Genomic DNA, 14,250 nt, shown 5'->3' on the forward strand with positions numbered 1-14,250 from the left:
CGGGCCGGAACTCATGGCTGCCCCTGGAAGGCGGCGGGCCAAGAGGCGCAGAGGTGATCGAAGGATTCCTCTGAGGGGCGTTCATCCTTGTAAGCGAGACGCAGCCAGCTGGTGGTGAGGTCGTGGAACGTGGCGGCAGAATCCGCTTCCAGTCGGCTTCCGGCCGCCCGCAGGCAATCGCCTTCGGTGGCGCTGGCGGGAATCTCCATCCCGCGGCGATGGACCAGCTCGGCCAGAGCGCCCCGATAGAGCAGGGCCAGCGCGGCCCGGGCTTCACCGTTGGCAAAGAGAAGACGCGCCGCGGCGGGTACATCCGGCGGCAGGCTTTCCGGCCGGATATCCAGTCCCGCGATGGCCTCGGGGGCCTCCCAGGCCTGGGCCTTCGCCCCGGGCAGGCCGAGACGGTGCCGAAAACGATAGATCAACCACAGTAGGAAGACGAGCAGGCTGCCCACGAGCAGGATCTTGCCCACCATGGCCAGCACATCGAAGAGGGCCTTCAGGAAATCCAGGTTGCGGGGCGCGGTGGGTTTGGCGGGCTCCTTCTTGGCGAAGAAGAAATCCAGAAGGCTGCGCAGCCATTTCGGCTCACTGCCCGTGGGATCGTAGCGGAGGGTCCGAATCTCTTCGGTGCGCTTGAAGGCGGGATCCTCCTTCAGAATGCGCTGGGCGCGGAAGCGGGCCTCCTCCCCGGGACGGATGGGCCCCTTGTTCGGGGTGGGCGATGGGGTGGGGGCGCCTTCGGTTTGGGCGGGTGCTGGCGTGGCTGGGGGCTCCTGAGCGCGGAGCCCCAGCCCGCCCAGAATCAGGAGGAGGGCCACGCTGAGGCGGGCGGCCATGCGGCGGAAAGCCTGCTCCAGATCCCAGCCTTCGAGATGCGTGCGCCGGTTCAGGTAGAGGCCGAAACCCCCGGCCACGAACAGAGGCTCCGTGAGGGTGAGCACCAGCAGCGCCACACCGACCAGGAACCACTGAAAGCCTGTGTTCATGGCACCGAAACCTTCCCACAGCTGCAGGCGGCTGCCGGGCGGCAGCATGGCCTGAAGGAGGGCGATGACGCCCACCAGGCTGAGCAGGGTGAAGACCCACCCCGAGCAGGTGAGCAGAAAGGCAGTGCCGCCGCCCTGCCGCGTCAGCACCCGCGCACGCTGGCGGTAGGCGAGGCCGCGCAGGCCTTCCAGCTGGAAGATCGGCAGCACGTAGCTGCGCATGGGCGAAAAGCGCCGCCAGAGCAGCCCCGCCACAAGGCCGCAGCGGTGAAGGTTCCGCCATTCACCCAGGGCGTCCCACAGGGAGGTGGGCTGGCCGAATACGGCGCGGCTGAGCACGAAGAGCACGCCCCGATCCAGCCAGGGCTTGAGCCACCACAGGAGGAGCAGGATCCACAGCGGTCGTGCGTATAGAAAGGGCAGGCAGAGCGCCAGCACCAGGCCCAGCTGGAGGATCCACAGGGCGGCAACGGGCTTCCAGTGGGCCTGGAGCAGGCTGAGGCCCAGGTCCACGGCCTCCAGGGTCGAGCGGGTGCGGGGCACGAAGCCCATGCCCGCCTGTTTCGCGGCGGCGGGCTTCACGGGCGCCTCCGGCCTGCGAGGAGCAGCCAGAGGCAGAGCAGCACCCAGAACAGGAGACCCAGGGCCACCTTGGCCTTCCAGGGCACCAGGGTGTTGGCGGACCAGAAGCCCTCGAAGCAGGCGGCGATGAAGGTGAGGATGGCCGCGCCGAACAGCAGCCGGGAGCCACGCCTGGCGCCGTCCTTCAACGCAGCGAGGCGAGAGCGGCGGCCCGGGTGCATGAAGGCGATGCCCATGCGCAGGCCGCCGGTGCCGCTGAGCACGACGCCGATGAGCTCGAAGGAGCTGTGGCCGCTGATGAAGCCGTAGAACGTGGCCGTCAACCCGTGGTTGGTGAGGTGCGCCATCACCGTGCCGCCGTGGAGGCCGTTGAAGGGCAGGAAGAACAGCGGCCCCACGCCCGCCAGCAGGCCCGAGGCGAACACTTGGAAATCGATGCCGATGTTGTTGAGGATGTAGTAGCCGAACATCATGACGTCGCGGGTCGCCCCGGTGGCGCCAGCCACGGGGGTTTTCGGATCGTACATCTGCACGTATTTGGCGGCCTCGTCCGGGCTCAGCAGCAAGTGCACCAGGTTGGGATGGGCCCGCACCAGCAGGAAGGCCGCGATCCAGGTGCCGAAGAAGAGCAGGCTGGACACGGCCACCAGCCGCCATTCCTCCCGCACCTGCCGGGGCAGGTCGTGCCACAGGAAACGCCAGGCGCTCAGCAGGCCCTCGCCGCGCTCGCCGTAAAGCTTCTGGTGAACGCGCAGGGCCAGCTGCTGAAGCCGCTCCACCAGCGCCGGGCTGTAGTGCCGCTCCCGGGCCACGGCCAGGTGATGGCAGAGCTGCCGGTAGGAGGATGGCGCATCCTCGACGCCGAGGGTCGGCCGGTCTTCCACCCAGCCCAGCAGGTTCTCCCACAAGGGCCGGTGCTGCTGCTCGAAGAGCTGCTGCCTCATGAGCCGCCCCACAGGTAGCGGGCCATGCCCAGCAGGTGGGCCAGGCCCTTGGCGCCTCTCGCGCCGCTGAGGGGGACGAGCACGTTGGCCAGTTCTTCGCTGCGCGCCGGGGTGAGGCGCGTGCTGCGTTCTGCGAAGGAGATGAGGGCCGATTGCTCCTCCAGCGTGAGGGGATGGGATGGCGCCATGGGCTCGGCCATGGGCAGCCGGGGCGCCTGGATGCTGGCTTCCACGTGCACCACGAGGGTGCCGGCCACGAGGTCGCCGATGCGCTGGAAATCCCGCGTCAGCAGGAGGCTGATCAGGCCCACCGTGTAGGCGCCCGGCAGCCCATCCACCACCCGCAACAGGTTCCGGATGAGGCTGGGGCTCCAGCCCACGGGGCGGCCATCGGCCATGAGCACGCGGAGTCCGACCCAGCGCTTGCCCAGGGTCCGGCCCCCACCCAGCACCTCGAAGAACACCGGATAGAGCCACTGGGCGAAGAAGGCGAGGATGAGCCACAGGCCCAGACCCAGGGGCCCGAGAAAGGCCAGCCCGATGCCCACGACCATCAAGGCGATCCAGACCAGGGCCTGATCCGCGGCAAAGGCCCAGAGCCGCGCCACGGGGCCGGCGGGACGGAGCTGCAGCTCCACGCCCTCCGGCGTCTCGATGGTTCGCACCGTATCGACGACGGTCAGGGATGGGCTTGGGCCGGACAAGGCTAGGCTTGGGCCGCGACCACGAGGGGTCGGCCCGTGGGGTCGGAGAAGCCGCGCTCCGCGTCGGGCGCAGCCGGGGCTTCAGAGGGAGGGGGGGCGGTCATAGGGGTCCCGGGGGCGTTCCATGGTAACGGGATCGGACCCACGACCTCTGTGGTTATGCAGGGCTGTATCCCCGCGGTGATTCGGCGTGGGGTGCTGCCCAGGCGTAAACGGGTGCGGTGGCTCCGCGTAGAGCTAGCCACAGCACCGGAGGTGGCCATGTGGAAATCCCTTGTCCTTTGGGCGGGTCTCACAGGAGCCTCCCTGTTTGCCCAGGCTCCAATGGACGGCCACGGCATGAGCCGCACCTTGCAGGATCTCGGGCAACCTGTGGGGAACGTGCTTTCGCTGGATTCAGAGGCGGCGGGTCTCACCATCCTCCCCAGCGAGGATGGCCATGTGCGGGTGCGTTTCACAGGTGCCAAGGAGCTGGATCTCGCTCATCTGCGGGTGCGCTTCGAGCCATCGGGGCATCCGGCCCGGCTGCGAGTGACGGACACGCCCCACCATGATTTCCAGTACGAGGTCCAGGTTCCCCGCAGCATCAACCTGATTCTCCGGATGTCCGCGGGCGAGGTGAAGATCCATGGCGTGGAGGGCGACAAGGATCTGCGCCTCCATGCGGGCGAGGTGGTGGTTCAGGTGGGAGATGCCAGCGCCTACGGATCGGTGTCCGCTTCGGTCTGGGCCGGCGAGATCCACCCCGGCCCCTTCGGCGGCGACAAAGAGGGCCTGTTCCGCAGTTTCCACCGGGAAGGCCAGGGCCGCTACAGCCTGCTGGTCAAGGTGAAGGCGGGCGAAGTCACTTTCCAGAAGTGAACGGGGCTCCCGTTTGGGAGCCCCGTTCACGACAGCGCTGTTGCGCGGGCTATTCCCCGGCGGGGCGGTAGTCATCGGCGAGGGTGACGGGCACCTTGGCCTTGATTTCCTTCTGGATGTCCTGGCTGATGGTGGCCATGCGCTGCTGCTTGTAGCCCTGGGCCACCTGGGCTTTCACAGCCTCGAAGGGGGGTACCGTGGCGCCGCCCTGGGCCTTCATGCGTTCGACCTGCTCCTTGTAGAAGGCGAGCAGCTGTTCGTCGGTGGGTTCGGCGGCACCCATGCGCTTCTTGGCCAGGGCCTGGAAGTAGACGTTGGCCTGCTGCTGTTCCAGCTGGCGCTGGACGCTGGGATCCTTGTCCAGGCCCGTCTGCTTGGCGTAGGAGGTGATGGCGCGGGACATGGCGATGCGGTTGGCCAGCTGGGCGCGCTCTTCGCGGGCTGCGGGGTCGGTCAGGAAGGTCTGGGCCTCCTTGGGATCCGCTGAAAGGGTGGTGACCACATCGCGGAACTCGGCCTCGGTGATCTTCTCGCCGCCCACATTGGCGATGACGCGACTGGTGTCGGGCTTGCTGGGCTTGCAGGCCAGCGAAAGCAGAAGCGCCGAACCTGCGAGGAGGGCGGCATGGCGGATCATCTTGGACATGGAAGCTCCCCAAAAGGCATCAAAGGATCCAGAATGACAGGTCCCGGGAGATCCCATGAGTCGAATTGAGGAGCTGGCCAGCTTGGATCTGGCGGTCTACAGCGCCACCTGGTGCCCGGACTGCCGTCGTCTGGAGGCCTGGCTGGCGGAGCATCAGATCGCCCACCGGAAAGTGGACATCGAAAACGAGGACGGGGCCGCGGAAAAGCTGGAAACCGAGACCGGAAAGCGGGCCATTCCCTACATCCTGGTGGATGGGAAGCGCTGGGTCCGGGGCTATCACAAGGAACTGCCCCAGCGCCTGGATGGGGACCTGCTGGTGGAGGAGCTGCTGGCGGGCAAGGGCTGACCCTCGCGTTCGTGATTCCCTCCCTGTGGGGCCCCGCTTTGCAGGCTGCACAGCAGCCTGCTCCGCGACCCACATGGTCGGGACAGCGGTTGGACGGGGACCTGCTGGTGGAGGAGCTGCTGGCGGCGAAGGGCTGAATGCCTGGATTTCCTGCCAGTGGTGGCCGTTGCGTCCGGTTCGTGGCACCCTAAGAGGTTCTCCGGGAGTCCTCTGTGGCCAGTATTTTTTCCAGCCAGTTCTGGTCCAACCTGTTCAATTCGGACCTGGCCATCGACCTGGGCACGGCGTCGACCCTGATCCACACGAAACAGGCTGGGCGCATTGTCATCTATGAACCTTCCATCGTCGCCGTGAACACGCTCACCCACGAGGTGGAAGCGGTGGGTGATGAAGCCAAGCAGCTGCTGGGTCGCGCCCCTCAGGGCGTGCGCACCATCCGGCCCATGAAGGACGGCATGATCTTCGAGGTGGATGCCGCCGAGAAGATGCTGGCCCAGTTCATCGCGAAGGCGCGCCCCAACCGCGGCATCGCCCGCACGCGCATCGTCGTCAGCGTGCCGCCCCGGGCCCATCAGGTGGCCCGCCGCGCCGTGAAGCAGGTCTGCTACGACGCCAAGGCCGGTGAAGTCTTCCTCGTCGATCAGACCATGGTGGCCGCCATCGGCGCCGGTCTCGCCATCAACGAAAAGCGCGGCTGCATGATCGTCGACATCGGCGGCGGCACCACGGACGTGGCCGTCATCAGCTACAACGGCAAGGTGTTCTCGGATTCCATCCTCATCGCCGGCGACGAGATGGACGAGGCCGTGATCAAGTACATCCGCGAAAAGTACAACGTGCTGATCTCTGAAGCCTCCGCTGAGGAAGTGAAGTGGACTCTGGGTTCCGCCTCGCCCTCGGAACTGACGCGCACCATGGAAGTGAGTGGCCGCGACCAGTTCGAAGGCCTGCCTAAGACACTCACCCTCAACGACGCCGAAATCCGCGAAGCCCTGGCCGAGCCCATCAACGCCATCATCGATCTGGTGCGCAAGGCGCTGAACGAGACCCCGCCCCAGCTGGCGGCGGATCTCATCGACCGCGGCATCTGCCTCACGGGCGGCGGCTCGCTCATCCAGGGCCTGGACGAGCGCCTGCGCAAGGAAACCCATCTGCCGGTTTTCCGCGCAGAGGATCCCCAGACCGCCGTGGTGCGGGGCACCGCGCTGCTGCTGGAGAACATTCCCCTCCTGCGCCGCATCCAGATCCTCGACTAGAGGAGCCTTTTCATGGCGTTCCGCGCTGCCAGGTGGGGTTGGAGCCGCACGGGTTGGCAACGCCTCGTCGTGCTGCTGCTCTGGCTGGGCCATGGTGTGTGGGTGTTCCTGGGGCCTCATCCCGGCCGCCACTGGGCCGCCGTCGCTGGTGCCGTGTCGCGACCCACCCAAGGGCTGGCCGCCCGCTGGACCGATTGGCGTATCAATCGGCGCGATGCCGGCCGCACCTTGGCCCAACTCCGCGCTGAGAACGCCCAGCTATCCGCTGAATTGGCCCAGCTGAAGGTGCAGGACGCCCAGAACGCGCCGCGGGTGGCGGAAGCCGACGAGGCTGTGCGCCTTCTCGCCCTGAAGAAGCAGATTCCCCTGGAACTGGCCTCGGCGCGGGTGATCTTCGCCACCCGCCCGGCCACCTTCGGCGGCCTCATCCTGGACCGGGGGCAGGATGCGGGGCTGGTACCCGATCAGGGTGTGCTCGTGCCGGAAGGCATCGTGGGGCGGCTCTGGTCTGTCAACGCCACGCAGTCCAAGGTGCTTCCCGCCGATGCCCCGAATGCCTCCGTGGCGGTCATGCTCATGCGCAGCCGGGCGACGGGAGTCTTGCAGGGCCTCGGTTCCGGCAGGGCGCTCATCCGCTACGTGAGCAACCAGGAAGTCGTGCAGGTGGGTGAGGCGGTGCTGACCAGCGGCCTGGACCGTGTCTTTTCCCGGGGCCTGCTGGTGGGTTACGTGGCTGAAGTGGCCCAGGGCGATCTGGAGCTGCGGGTCATCGTCAATCTGGCGGCGCCGCTGGATCGCGTGAGCCATGTGCTGCTGCTGCCGCCGCAGCCGCCGCTCGAAGTCCAGCCACCCTTCATCGAACCCGATCAGAAACCCCAGCGGAAGCGAGGTGCGCCATGAGGCTGGCCGCGCCCTCCATCACCCGCCAGAACCTCTTCTGCGCGTTGCTGCTGGGCCTGCTGTTGCTCTGCGCGCCCTTTCCGCGGCTTCAGCTCATCCTTCACGCCATGCTGGTGCTGGCCCTCGCGCCACGGGCGGGCGCTCCCCTGCCCACGGCGCTTTGGGCGCTGGCCGCGGGTTGGGCGCTGGAGGGTTCCCTTCGTCTCTACCCTCACCTGGGCGGCACCGCCTGGGCGGATATGAGCGTGGCCTTGCTGGCAGGCTGGATGGCCGGACGCTGGCCCCTGGAGGGTCTGAAGGGCTGGCTGGCGCGCCTCGCGGCCTTCTGCCTTCTGCAGACCCTGCTGGTGCACGCCGCCGTGCGCCTGGCGACGGTGGCCCATCCCTGGGGTTGGGGCTGGCTCCTGGTTCTCGTGACCCTGCCGCTATGGGGCTGGCTCGCCTGGCGCATGCTCCACGCCGGGGCTGGGCGGCGCTGAGCCATGGATCCCCGGCACCGTCCCGTTCTGCGCCGGAGGCTCGGAGTCTTCCGGGGCCTGACCTGGTGCCTGGTGGCGCTGCTGGTGCTCATCTATGCCTGGCTGCAGCTGGTGCGACATTCGGAGTTCAAGTCGCTGGCCATGCAGCAGGCGGTGAAGGTGCGGCCGATTCCCGCGCCCCGGGGCCTGGTGTTGGATCGCAACGGCCACCGCCTGGTGGACAACCGCCGTGCCCTGCACCTGGTGGTCCAGCGTGAGGACCTGCCCACCAAGCCCGAGGTGATCGCCTCGCTGGCCGCGGCCCTGGAGCTGGATCCCGCCGCCCTCACTCGGAAGATCCAGAGCTACCGTTTCGCGGGAAAGGGCCGCCCCCTGGTGCTGAAAGAGAACCTGGACGAGGCGGGCATCGCCATCGCCGAGCGGATTCGCGCCCGCTATCCCTTCCTCAGCGTGGAAGTGGCGCCCCGGCGGGTCTACCTGGGCGACGAGTTGGCGGGGCACGTGCTGGGTTATGTGGGTGAAGTCGATGAACTGATGATGAAAGTCAAGCCTGACCTCTACCGTCTGGGCGAAACCATCGGCAAGGAGGGCTTCGAGGCCAGCGGCAATGACAAGCTCAAAGGCGTGGATGGCCAGAAGCGCATCCTGGTGGATCAGCTCGGTACCGAAGTTGCGAATTTCGGGCAGAACGACGCGGTGACGGGGCGCAGCCTCTTTCTCACCCTGGATGCGGGCCTGCAGAAGGTGGCCCAGGACGCCATGGGGGAGGAATCCGGCGCCGTGGTGGTGCTGGATCTGCGCGATGGCGGCGTGCTGGCCCTGTATTCCAGCCCCTCGTACGATCCAAACCTCTTCCTGAACCGTCTCAGCCAGGACATGGTGGACCGCTACCTGGCCAACAGCGTGACGCGGCCCATGGTGAACCGGGCCACTCAGGGCATCTACGCGCCGGGTTCGACTTTCAAGCTGCTGGTGGCCCTGGCGGCCCTGGAACGCGGCATCATCTCGCCCCAGACGCCCATCTACTGCGCCGGGAAGAAGAATTTCTACGGCCGTGATTACCGCTGCGACAAGCCCACGGGCCACGGCAGCCTCTCCATGATTCAGGCCATCGCGCAGAGCTGCGACGTCTACTTCTACGAGCTGGCCTCCCGCATGGATGTCGACGACATCTACGCCACGGCGGAGAAGTACGGCCTCACGGAGCGCACGGGTATCGATCTGCCCCAGGAAAAACGCACCCGCATTCCCAGCCGTGAGTGGAAGCGAGCGGCAAGGCCGAAGGATCCCAAGTGGTTCGCGGGCGAAACCATCAGCGTGGGTATCGGCCAGGGGGCCGTGGGTGTCACGCCCATTGGGTTGGCAAGGTTCTACGCGCTGCTGGCGACCAAGGGCAAGCTCCTCACCCCCCACCTCTTTTACGGCTTCCGCGACGATCAGAAAAACAGTCTGGAACCGGCTCCGGTTCCTCCCATGAAGGACACGCCGCTGGATGAGAAACACTGGGCGATCCTGGATGAGGGTCTGCGGGAAGTGGTGCTGAACGGAACCGCCGCTGCCAATCCCTTCATCCGCGAAATCGCCAAGGGGACGCCCTTTTCGGGCAAGACGGGCACCGCGCAGGTGGCCACCTTCGTGGACAAGGCCCACTACGCGCGCCAGGCCAAGAAACTCAAGGACCATGCCCTCTTTGCGGGCTACGCGCCGCAAGAGCACCCTCAGATCGCTTTCGCTGTGGTGGTGGAGAACGCTGGTTTCGGCTCCACCGCGGCAGCTCCGGTGGCGGCCAAACTGGTGAAGTACTGGTTTGCGGATCGCCTCAGCAATCCCATTCCGCCGCCCCGCGGCAAGATGGTGGATCCCTTCGCGCCCCAGCAGACCCAACCCCAGGAGGCGCCCGAATGAAGGAGCGCTTCCGGGCCCTGGACCCGCGTCTGCTCTGGGTGCTGATGGCCCTCATCGCCCTGGGCACGCTCACGCTCTTCTCGGCGGGACGCCAAACGCCCCAGGCCACCATCTGGCTTCGGCAGAGCGTGTGGAACCTGCTGGGCCTGACCTTTATGCTGCTGCTGGCCACCACGGATCCGCGGCGCATTTTCCGCTACAGCTTCGCCTCCTACCTCATCGGCCTGGTGGCTCTGGCGGCAGTGCTGGTGGTGGGCAAGAAGATCGGCGGATCCACGCGGTGGTTCGTCATCGCTGGGCAGACCTTCCAGCCCTCCGAGCTGATGAAGTGGGTGACGCTGCTCTATGTCTCCCAGCGCCTGGGTTCCCGCAACGCAGAGCACGTCAGCCGTCTGGAACTGTTCGGCGCCGTGGGCCTGGTGGTGTTCCCCATGCTGCTCATCCAGCGCCAGCCGGACCTGGGCATGGCCCTCAGCTACCTGCCGATTCTTCTCATCATCCCCCTCATGAAAGGACTGCGGGCCCGCTGGGTGGTGGCCCTGCTGCTGCTGATCGGCGTGGGCGGCTTTGGCGCCTGGAAGTTCGCCCTGAAGCCCTACCAGAAACAGCGGGTGATGATCTTTCTCGATCCCTCCAGCGACCTGCAGGGCAAGGGCTACCAGGTGAACCAGAGCCGCATCGCCATCGGCTCCGGCGGCCTCATCGGGAAGGGCTTCACCAGCGGTTCCCAAACGCAGCTGAATTTCCTCCCGGTTAAGACGACGGACTTTGCCTTCAGTGTGTGGGCGGAAGAACGCGGCTTCCTCGGCGTGCTGCTGGCCCTGGGCCTCTTCGGCCTGCTGCTAAGCCGCATCCTGGATGCGGCCCGGGTCGCCCACACCAATGCCGAGGCCTACTTCTGTGCGGGCGCGGCGGGCATCTTTTCCCTGCACTTGCTGGTGAACGTGGGCATGGTGGCGGGAGCCCTGCCCAACAAGGGCATGGTGCTGCCTTTCTTCAGCGCGGGTGGCAGCAGTACCCTGAGCTTCTTCCTGGCCCTGGGCATCATCATGGGCATCCTCCACCGGTCGAGGGTGAAGTGATGGCGGTTCTGTGTTCCGCTTTTCCGGCCCGAATCTCCCGGAAGTGCCAACGTCAGCCGAGGGTGAGATGAGCGACATGCGGCAACGCCTGAAGGATCTGGCCGATCAGGTGCGACAGCACCGCCACCGCTACTACGTGCTGGATCAGCCCACGGTCTCAGATGCCGAGTACGATGCGCTGGAACGGGAGCTGCGGGCCCTGGAAGAGGCCCACCCCGATCTGGCGGACCCCAACAGTCCCACGCGGCGCGTCGGCGCACCGCCGGTGGAAGCCTTCGCGAAGCGCCGCCACCAGACACCCATGCTGAGCCTCGACAACGCCTATTCGGAAGAGGAGCTGCGGGACTGGGAAGTGAAGTGGCGGAAGCTGGCGCCCGAGGCTGAGCCCCGCTATGCCGTGGAGCTGAAGGTGGATGGCCTTTCCCTGTCGCTGAAGTACGTGGGCCGGGAGTTGGTGGAGGCCCTCACCCGGGGCGATGGCGAAACGGGGGAGCTGGTCACCGAGAACGCTCGGACCATCGCCGACATTCCGCTGAGGCTGCCTGAAGGCGCCCCCGAACAGCTGGAAGTTCGTGGCGAAGTCTTCCTCTCCCGCAAACGCTGGGAGGAACTGAACCAGCAGCGAGATGCACGCGGCGAAGCCCGCTTCGCCAACCCCCGCAACGCGGCCAGCGGCACCATGAAGCTGCTGGACAGCCGCGAAGTGGCCGCTCGTCGGCTTTCTTTCCTGCCCTGGCAGGCCCTCTGGCCTGAGGGCGAGGGCGCGAATCATGCCCAGGGCATGGCGCGGCTCGGCGCTTGGGGATTCGGAGTGATGCCGGCCCATGCTGAAGGCGATCTGGAGGCGGTAATGGCCTTCATCCGAGGTCAAGCGGAAGCGCGGCTGGCCTTGCCCTTCGATACGGATGGTGTGGTGCTGAAGGTGCTCGATCCGGCCATGCAGCAGCGGCTCGGCGCCACGGATCGCGTGCCCCGCTGGGCCGTGGCCTTCAAGTTCCCCTCGACGCAAGTGACCACCACGGTGCTGGGCATCACCTGGCAGGTGGGCCGCTCGGGCAAGCTGACCCCGGTGGCTGAACTGGAGGCAGTCGAGGTGGGCGGTTCCACCGTGCGCCGTGCCACCCTGCACAACGCCGACGAGCTGGCGCGATTGGGGCTGAGAATTGGCCACCGCGTCTTCATCGAAAAGGGCGGGGAAGTGATCCCCAAGGTGGTGGCCCTGGTGCCCGGCGAGGAATCGCGGGACCTGCCCGCGCCGGACATCCCGGCCCGCTGCCCCGAATGTGCGGGCCCCGTGGGCAAGACGGACGACGAGGAGGTGGCCATCCGTTGCCTCAATCCCGAATGCCCCGCGAAGCTGGTGGGCCGCGTGTTGCACTTCGGCGGCCGCTCGGCCCTGGACATCGAGGGCATGGGCGAGGCGCTGGTGGAGCAGGTGGTGGCCTCCGGTCGCTTCCAGCAGCCCTGGGAGCTGTTCAGCCTGCTGCAGGACCCGCGTTCCGGGCTGGCCTATTTCTCTAGCCTTGAGCGGATGGCGGAGAGATCGGCTCAGAACCTGATCGCGGCCCTGGATGGGGCTCGCGTGAAACCGCTGTCCCGCTGGATCCACGCCCTGGGCATTCCCATGGTGGGGGCCCGTACGGCGGAACTGCTGGCGGAGGCCCATCCTTCACTTGAGGCGCTATGGGCTGCCGACGAGCATCGTCTTCAGGCTGTGGAAGAAGTGGGCCCCAAGGTGGCCGCCGCAGTTCGGGCCTTCGTCCAACTGCATCCGGAATTGCCCGCTCGCCTGGCGGAGCTGGGCATTCAGCCCACCCCTCCGGTACCCAGGGATCTCTCTGCGCTGCCCCTCGCAGGCGAGGTCGCGGTGGTGACGGGCACGTTGCCGAGCCTGGGCCGGGAGGAGGCTGAAGCCCTGCTGAAGCGCCTGGGGGCCAAGGTGACGGGAAGTGTCAGCGCGAAGACCACCCTGTTGCTGGCCGGTGACAAGGCGGGATCCAAGCTCGCCAAAGCCGAGGCCCTGGGCATTCCCGTGCGCGATGAGGCCTGGCTCCGGGGGCTGGAGGGATGATGGGTGGGGCCCCTTCCTCCTTCCAAAAAGGCCTGGACGGAGTCGGACGCGCATCCGATGATCGGATTTTGAACGTCCGGAACCCCCCGTGCTGACGCGCCTTGGCAAGTTCGAGATCATCCGCCTGCTGGCCCAGGGCAGCATGGGCGAAGTCTACGTGGGCCGCGATCCCATCATTGGCCGCGAGGTGGCCATCAAGGTGATCCATACCTCCGCCGGGATGGGCCCCCAGGCCCGGGAGCGCTTCGCCACGGAAGCCCGCGCCGCGGGCGTGCTGAACCACCCGAACATCGTGACCGTCCACGAACTGGGTGAGGATCAGGGCGTGCTCTACCTGGCCATGGAGCTGGTGAAGGGCGAGGACCTGGGCACGCTGATCCGCGCGGGCACGCTGAGCCCCCGCGACACCCTGGAGGTGCTGGCCCAGGTCTGTGACGGCCTGGCCGTGGCGCACCGGCACCAGATCCTGCACCGCGACATCAAGCCCTCGAACATCCGCGTGGTGTGGGATGGCAAGAGCCTGCAGGCCAAGGTGCTGGATTTCGGCGTGGCCAAGGTCATCAACTCCGATACGACCGACGAGGGCACGGTGTTCGGCACCGTGAACTACATGGCGCCGGAGTACCTCCAGAGCGGGCGCCCGGATTCCCGCAGCGACCTCTTCGCCGTGGGCGTGATCCTCTATGAATCCCTGGCGGGGATCCCGCCCTTCGATGGGCCCAGTCCGGGTTCCGTCATCTACCGCCTGCTGCACGAGACGCCCGGCCCGCTGCCGCCCACGGCCTTCCACGGCATCAGCAGGGACGTGCAGGGCATCCTGCAGCACGCGCTGGCGAAGGATCCGGGCAACCGCTTCCAGACCGCCGAGGATCTGGCCACCGTGCTTCGCGCCGCCAAGGACACAGGCTGGCGCTGGGATCAGGAGCGTCCCACCACGGTGCTGAAGGTCAAGCGGCCCCCGATTGAACACGTGCAGAAGGCGCCCACGCCGCCCCGGGGGTTCGGAGGCATTCCCTCCGCGCTGCGTTCGCTGCCCCCCGTCAAGCCGAACCCCGGAGGTTCGGGGTCCCTCATCCTGCCGACCAAGCTCCCCAGGCCCACGGTGCGGGAGGTGCAGGCCACGGCCAGCTCGGGGCCACACGGCCGGACCGAGGTGCGCCGGGATGTGTTGGAGACCACCCGCCTTCAGCTGACCCAGGCTCTGGAACTGGATCCCACCAATGCCAAGGCCTACGCCATGCTGTTGGTGACCCACTACCGGTTGGGGCGCATGGATGCGCTCATGCAGACCCTTCGGCAGGCCAAACTCCACGGCATCCATCCCAACCAGCTGAAGGCCGTTCCCCGCTGCGAGCAGGTGGTGCAGGAGGAGATGGCGACCTGCCGTCTGCCCTTGGATCTTCACGCTGAATTCATGGAGTACCTCGGTCTTTGAGGTTTTGAGGCATTCAACCGACAAGGGGACTTTGGGATCCATCGTTA

13 protein-coding genes are annotated in these 14,250 nt (G+C 67.0%); 9 read left to right on the forward strand and 4 right to left on the reverse strand.

Annotated elements, in window-relative coordinates; all coding sequences use genetic code 11:
* Positions 1-11: 11 nt before the first annotated feature.
* From Q9293_RS01180 to Q9293_RS01190, 3 genes are read right to left on the reverse strand one after another with little or no spacing between them, the layout of a single operon-like run.
* Complete coding sequence (locus tag Q9293_RS01180) at positions 12-1,571, reverse strand: DUF4129 domain-containing protein (RefSeq protein WP_306249337.1); 1,560 nt, start codon at positions 1,569-1,571, stop codon at positions 12-14.
* Complete coding sequence (locus tag Q9293_RS01185; RefSeq protein ID WP_306249338.1) at positions 1,568-2,515, reverse strand: stage II sporulation protein M; 948 nt, start codon at positions 2,513-2,515, stop codon at positions 1,568-1,570. The genes Q9293_RS01180 and Q9293_RS01185 overlap by 4 nt, the downstream gene beginning before the upstream one ends.
* Positions 2,512-3,219 carry an RDD family protein gene (locus tag Q9293_RS01190; protein WP_306249339.1) on the reverse strand — a complete coding sequence of 236 codons (708 nt, stop codon included), beginning with the start codon at positions 3,217-3,219 and terminating at the stop codon, positions 2,512-2,514. The genes Q9293_RS01185 and Q9293_RS01190 overlap by 4 nt, the downstream gene beginning before the upstream one ends.
* Before the next feature lie 261 nt (positions 3,220-3,480).
* On the opposite strand from Q9293_RS01190, the gene Q9293_RS01195 reads away from it, so the two are divergent.
* Positions 3,481-4,080: a hypothetical protein gene (locus tag Q9293_RS01195; RefSeq protein ID WP_306249340.1), complete on the forward strand. Its 600-nt coding sequence runs from the start codon at positions 3,481-3,483 to the stop codon at positions 4,078-4,080.
* 49 nt (positions 4,081-4,129) lie between these two features.
* Here Q9293_RS01195 and Q9293_RS01200 read toward each other — a convergent pair whose 3' ends face one another.
* Complete coding sequence (locus Q9293_RS01200; RefSeq protein WP_306249341.1) at positions 4,130-4,726, reverse strand: hypothetical protein; 597 nt, start codon at positions 4,724-4,726, stop codon at positions 4,130-4,132.
* A gap of 55 nt (positions 4,727-4,781) precedes the next feature.
* Between Q9293_RS01200 and Q9293_RS01205 the strand changes: the two genes are divergently transcribed.
* The 8 genes from Q9293_RS01205 to Q9293_RS01240 all read left to right on the forward strand — a co-directional run bounded on the left by Q9293_RS01205 (position 4,782) and on the right by Q9293_RS01240 (position 14,203).
* Positions 4,782-5,075 (forward strand): glutaredoxin family protein, encoded by a 294-nt coding sequence (locus tag Q9293_RS01205; protein ID WP_306249342.1) that lies wholly within the window; start codon positions 4,782-4,784, stop codon positions 5,073-5,075.
* Positions 5,076-5,287: 212 nt separating this feature from the next.
* Entirely contained in the window at positions 5,288-6,331 is a 1,044-nt protein-coding gene (locus tag Q9293_RS01210) for a rod shape-determining protein (protein WP_306249343.1), read from the forward strand.
* A 12-nt stretch (positions 6,332-6,343) separates the two neighbouring features.
* A complete protein-coding gene (gene mreC, locus Q9293_RS01215; protein WP_306249344.1) occupies positions 6,344-7,231 on the forward strand; it encodes a rod shape-determining protein MreC in 888 nt (295 codons plus the stop codon).
* Positions 7,228-7,710, forward strand: a complete 483-nt coding sequence (locus Q9293_RS01220) for a hypothetical protein (protein WP_306249345.1) — start codon at positions 7,228-7,230, stop codon at positions 7,708-7,710. Before mreC ends, Q9293_RS01220 begins: the two co-directional genes overlap by 4 nt.
* Before the next feature lie 3 nt (positions 7,711-7,713).
* Positions 7,714-9,615 (forward strand): penicillin-binding protein 2, encoded by a 1,902-nt coding sequence (gene mrdA / locus Q9293_RS01225; RefSeq protein ID WP_306249346.1) that lies wholly within the window; start codon positions 7,714-7,716, stop codon positions 9,613-9,615.
* Positions 9,612-10,697: a rod shape-determining protein RodA gene (rodA, locus tag Q9293_RS01230; RefSeq protein ID WP_306249347.1), complete on the forward strand. Its 1,086-nt coding sequence runs from the start codon at positions 9,612-9,614 to the stop codon at positions 10,695-10,697. The genes mrdA and rodA overlap by 4 nt, the downstream gene beginning before the upstream one ends.
* A 67-nt stretch (positions 10,698-10,764) precedes the next feature.
* Positions 10,765-12,768, forward strand: coding sequence for an NAD-dependent DNA ligase LigA (gene ligA, locus Q9293_RS01235; RefSeq protein ID WP_306249348.1), 2,004 nt, complete (start codon positions 10,765-10,767; stop codon positions 12,766-12,768).
* An 88-nt stretch (positions 12,769-12,856) separates the two neighbouring features.
* Positions 12,857-14,203 carry a serine/threonine-protein kinase gene (locus Q9293_RS01240; protein WP_306249349.1) on the forward strand — a complete coding sequence of 449 codons (1,347 nt, stop codon included), beginning with the start codon at positions 12,857-12,859 and terminating at the stop codon, positions 14,201-14,203.
* Positions 14,204-14,250: the final 47 nt, after the last annotated feature.

This window comes from Geothrix sp. PMB-07 (genome assembly GCF_030758935.1).
Taxonomy (GTDB): Bacteria; Acidobacteriota; Holophagae; order Holophagales; family Holophagaceae; genus Geothrix.

What these genes read in the sequence shown, in the direction of transcription:
- Q9293_RS01185 (WP_306249338.1), bottom strand. Translation starts at nt 2,515, where the DNA reads ATGAGGCAGCAGCTCTTCGAGCAGCAGCACCGGCCCTTGTGGGAGAAC.
- Q9293_RS01195 (WP_306249340.1), top strand. Translation starts at nt 3,481, where the DNA reads ATGTGGAAATCCCTTGTCCTTTGGGCGGGTCTCACAGGAGCCTCCCTG.
- Q9293_RS01200 (WP_306249341.1), bottom strand. Translation starts at nt 4,726, where the DNA reads ATGTCCAAGATGATCCGCCATGCCGCCCTCCTCGCAGGTTCGGCGCTT.
- Q9293_RS01205 (WP_306249342.1), top strand. Translation starts at nt 4,782, where the DNA reads ATGAGTCGAATTGAGGAGCTGGCCAGCTTGGATCTGGCGGTCTACAGC.
- mreC (WP_306249344.1), top strand. Translation starts at nt 6,344, where the DNA reads ATGGCGTTCCGCGCTGCCAGGTGGGGTTGGAGCCGCACGGGTTGGCAA.
- Q9293_RS01220 (WP_306249345.1), top strand. Translation starts at nt 7,228, where the DNA reads ATGAGGCTGGCCGCGCCCTCCATCACCCGCCAGAACCTCTTCTGCGCG.
- mrdA (WP_306249346.1), top strand. Translation starts at nt 7,714, where the DNA reads ATGGATCCCCGGCACCGTCCCGTTCTGCGCCGGAGGCTCGGAGTCTTC.
- rodA (WP_306249347.1), top strand. Translation starts at nt 9,612, where the DNA reads ATGAAGGAGCGCTTCCGGGCCCTGGACCCGCGTCTGCTCTGGGTGCTG.
- ligA (WP_306249348.1), top strand. Translation starts at nt 10,765, where the DNA reads ATGAGCGACATGCGGCAACGCCTGAAGGATCTGGCCGATCAGGTGCGA.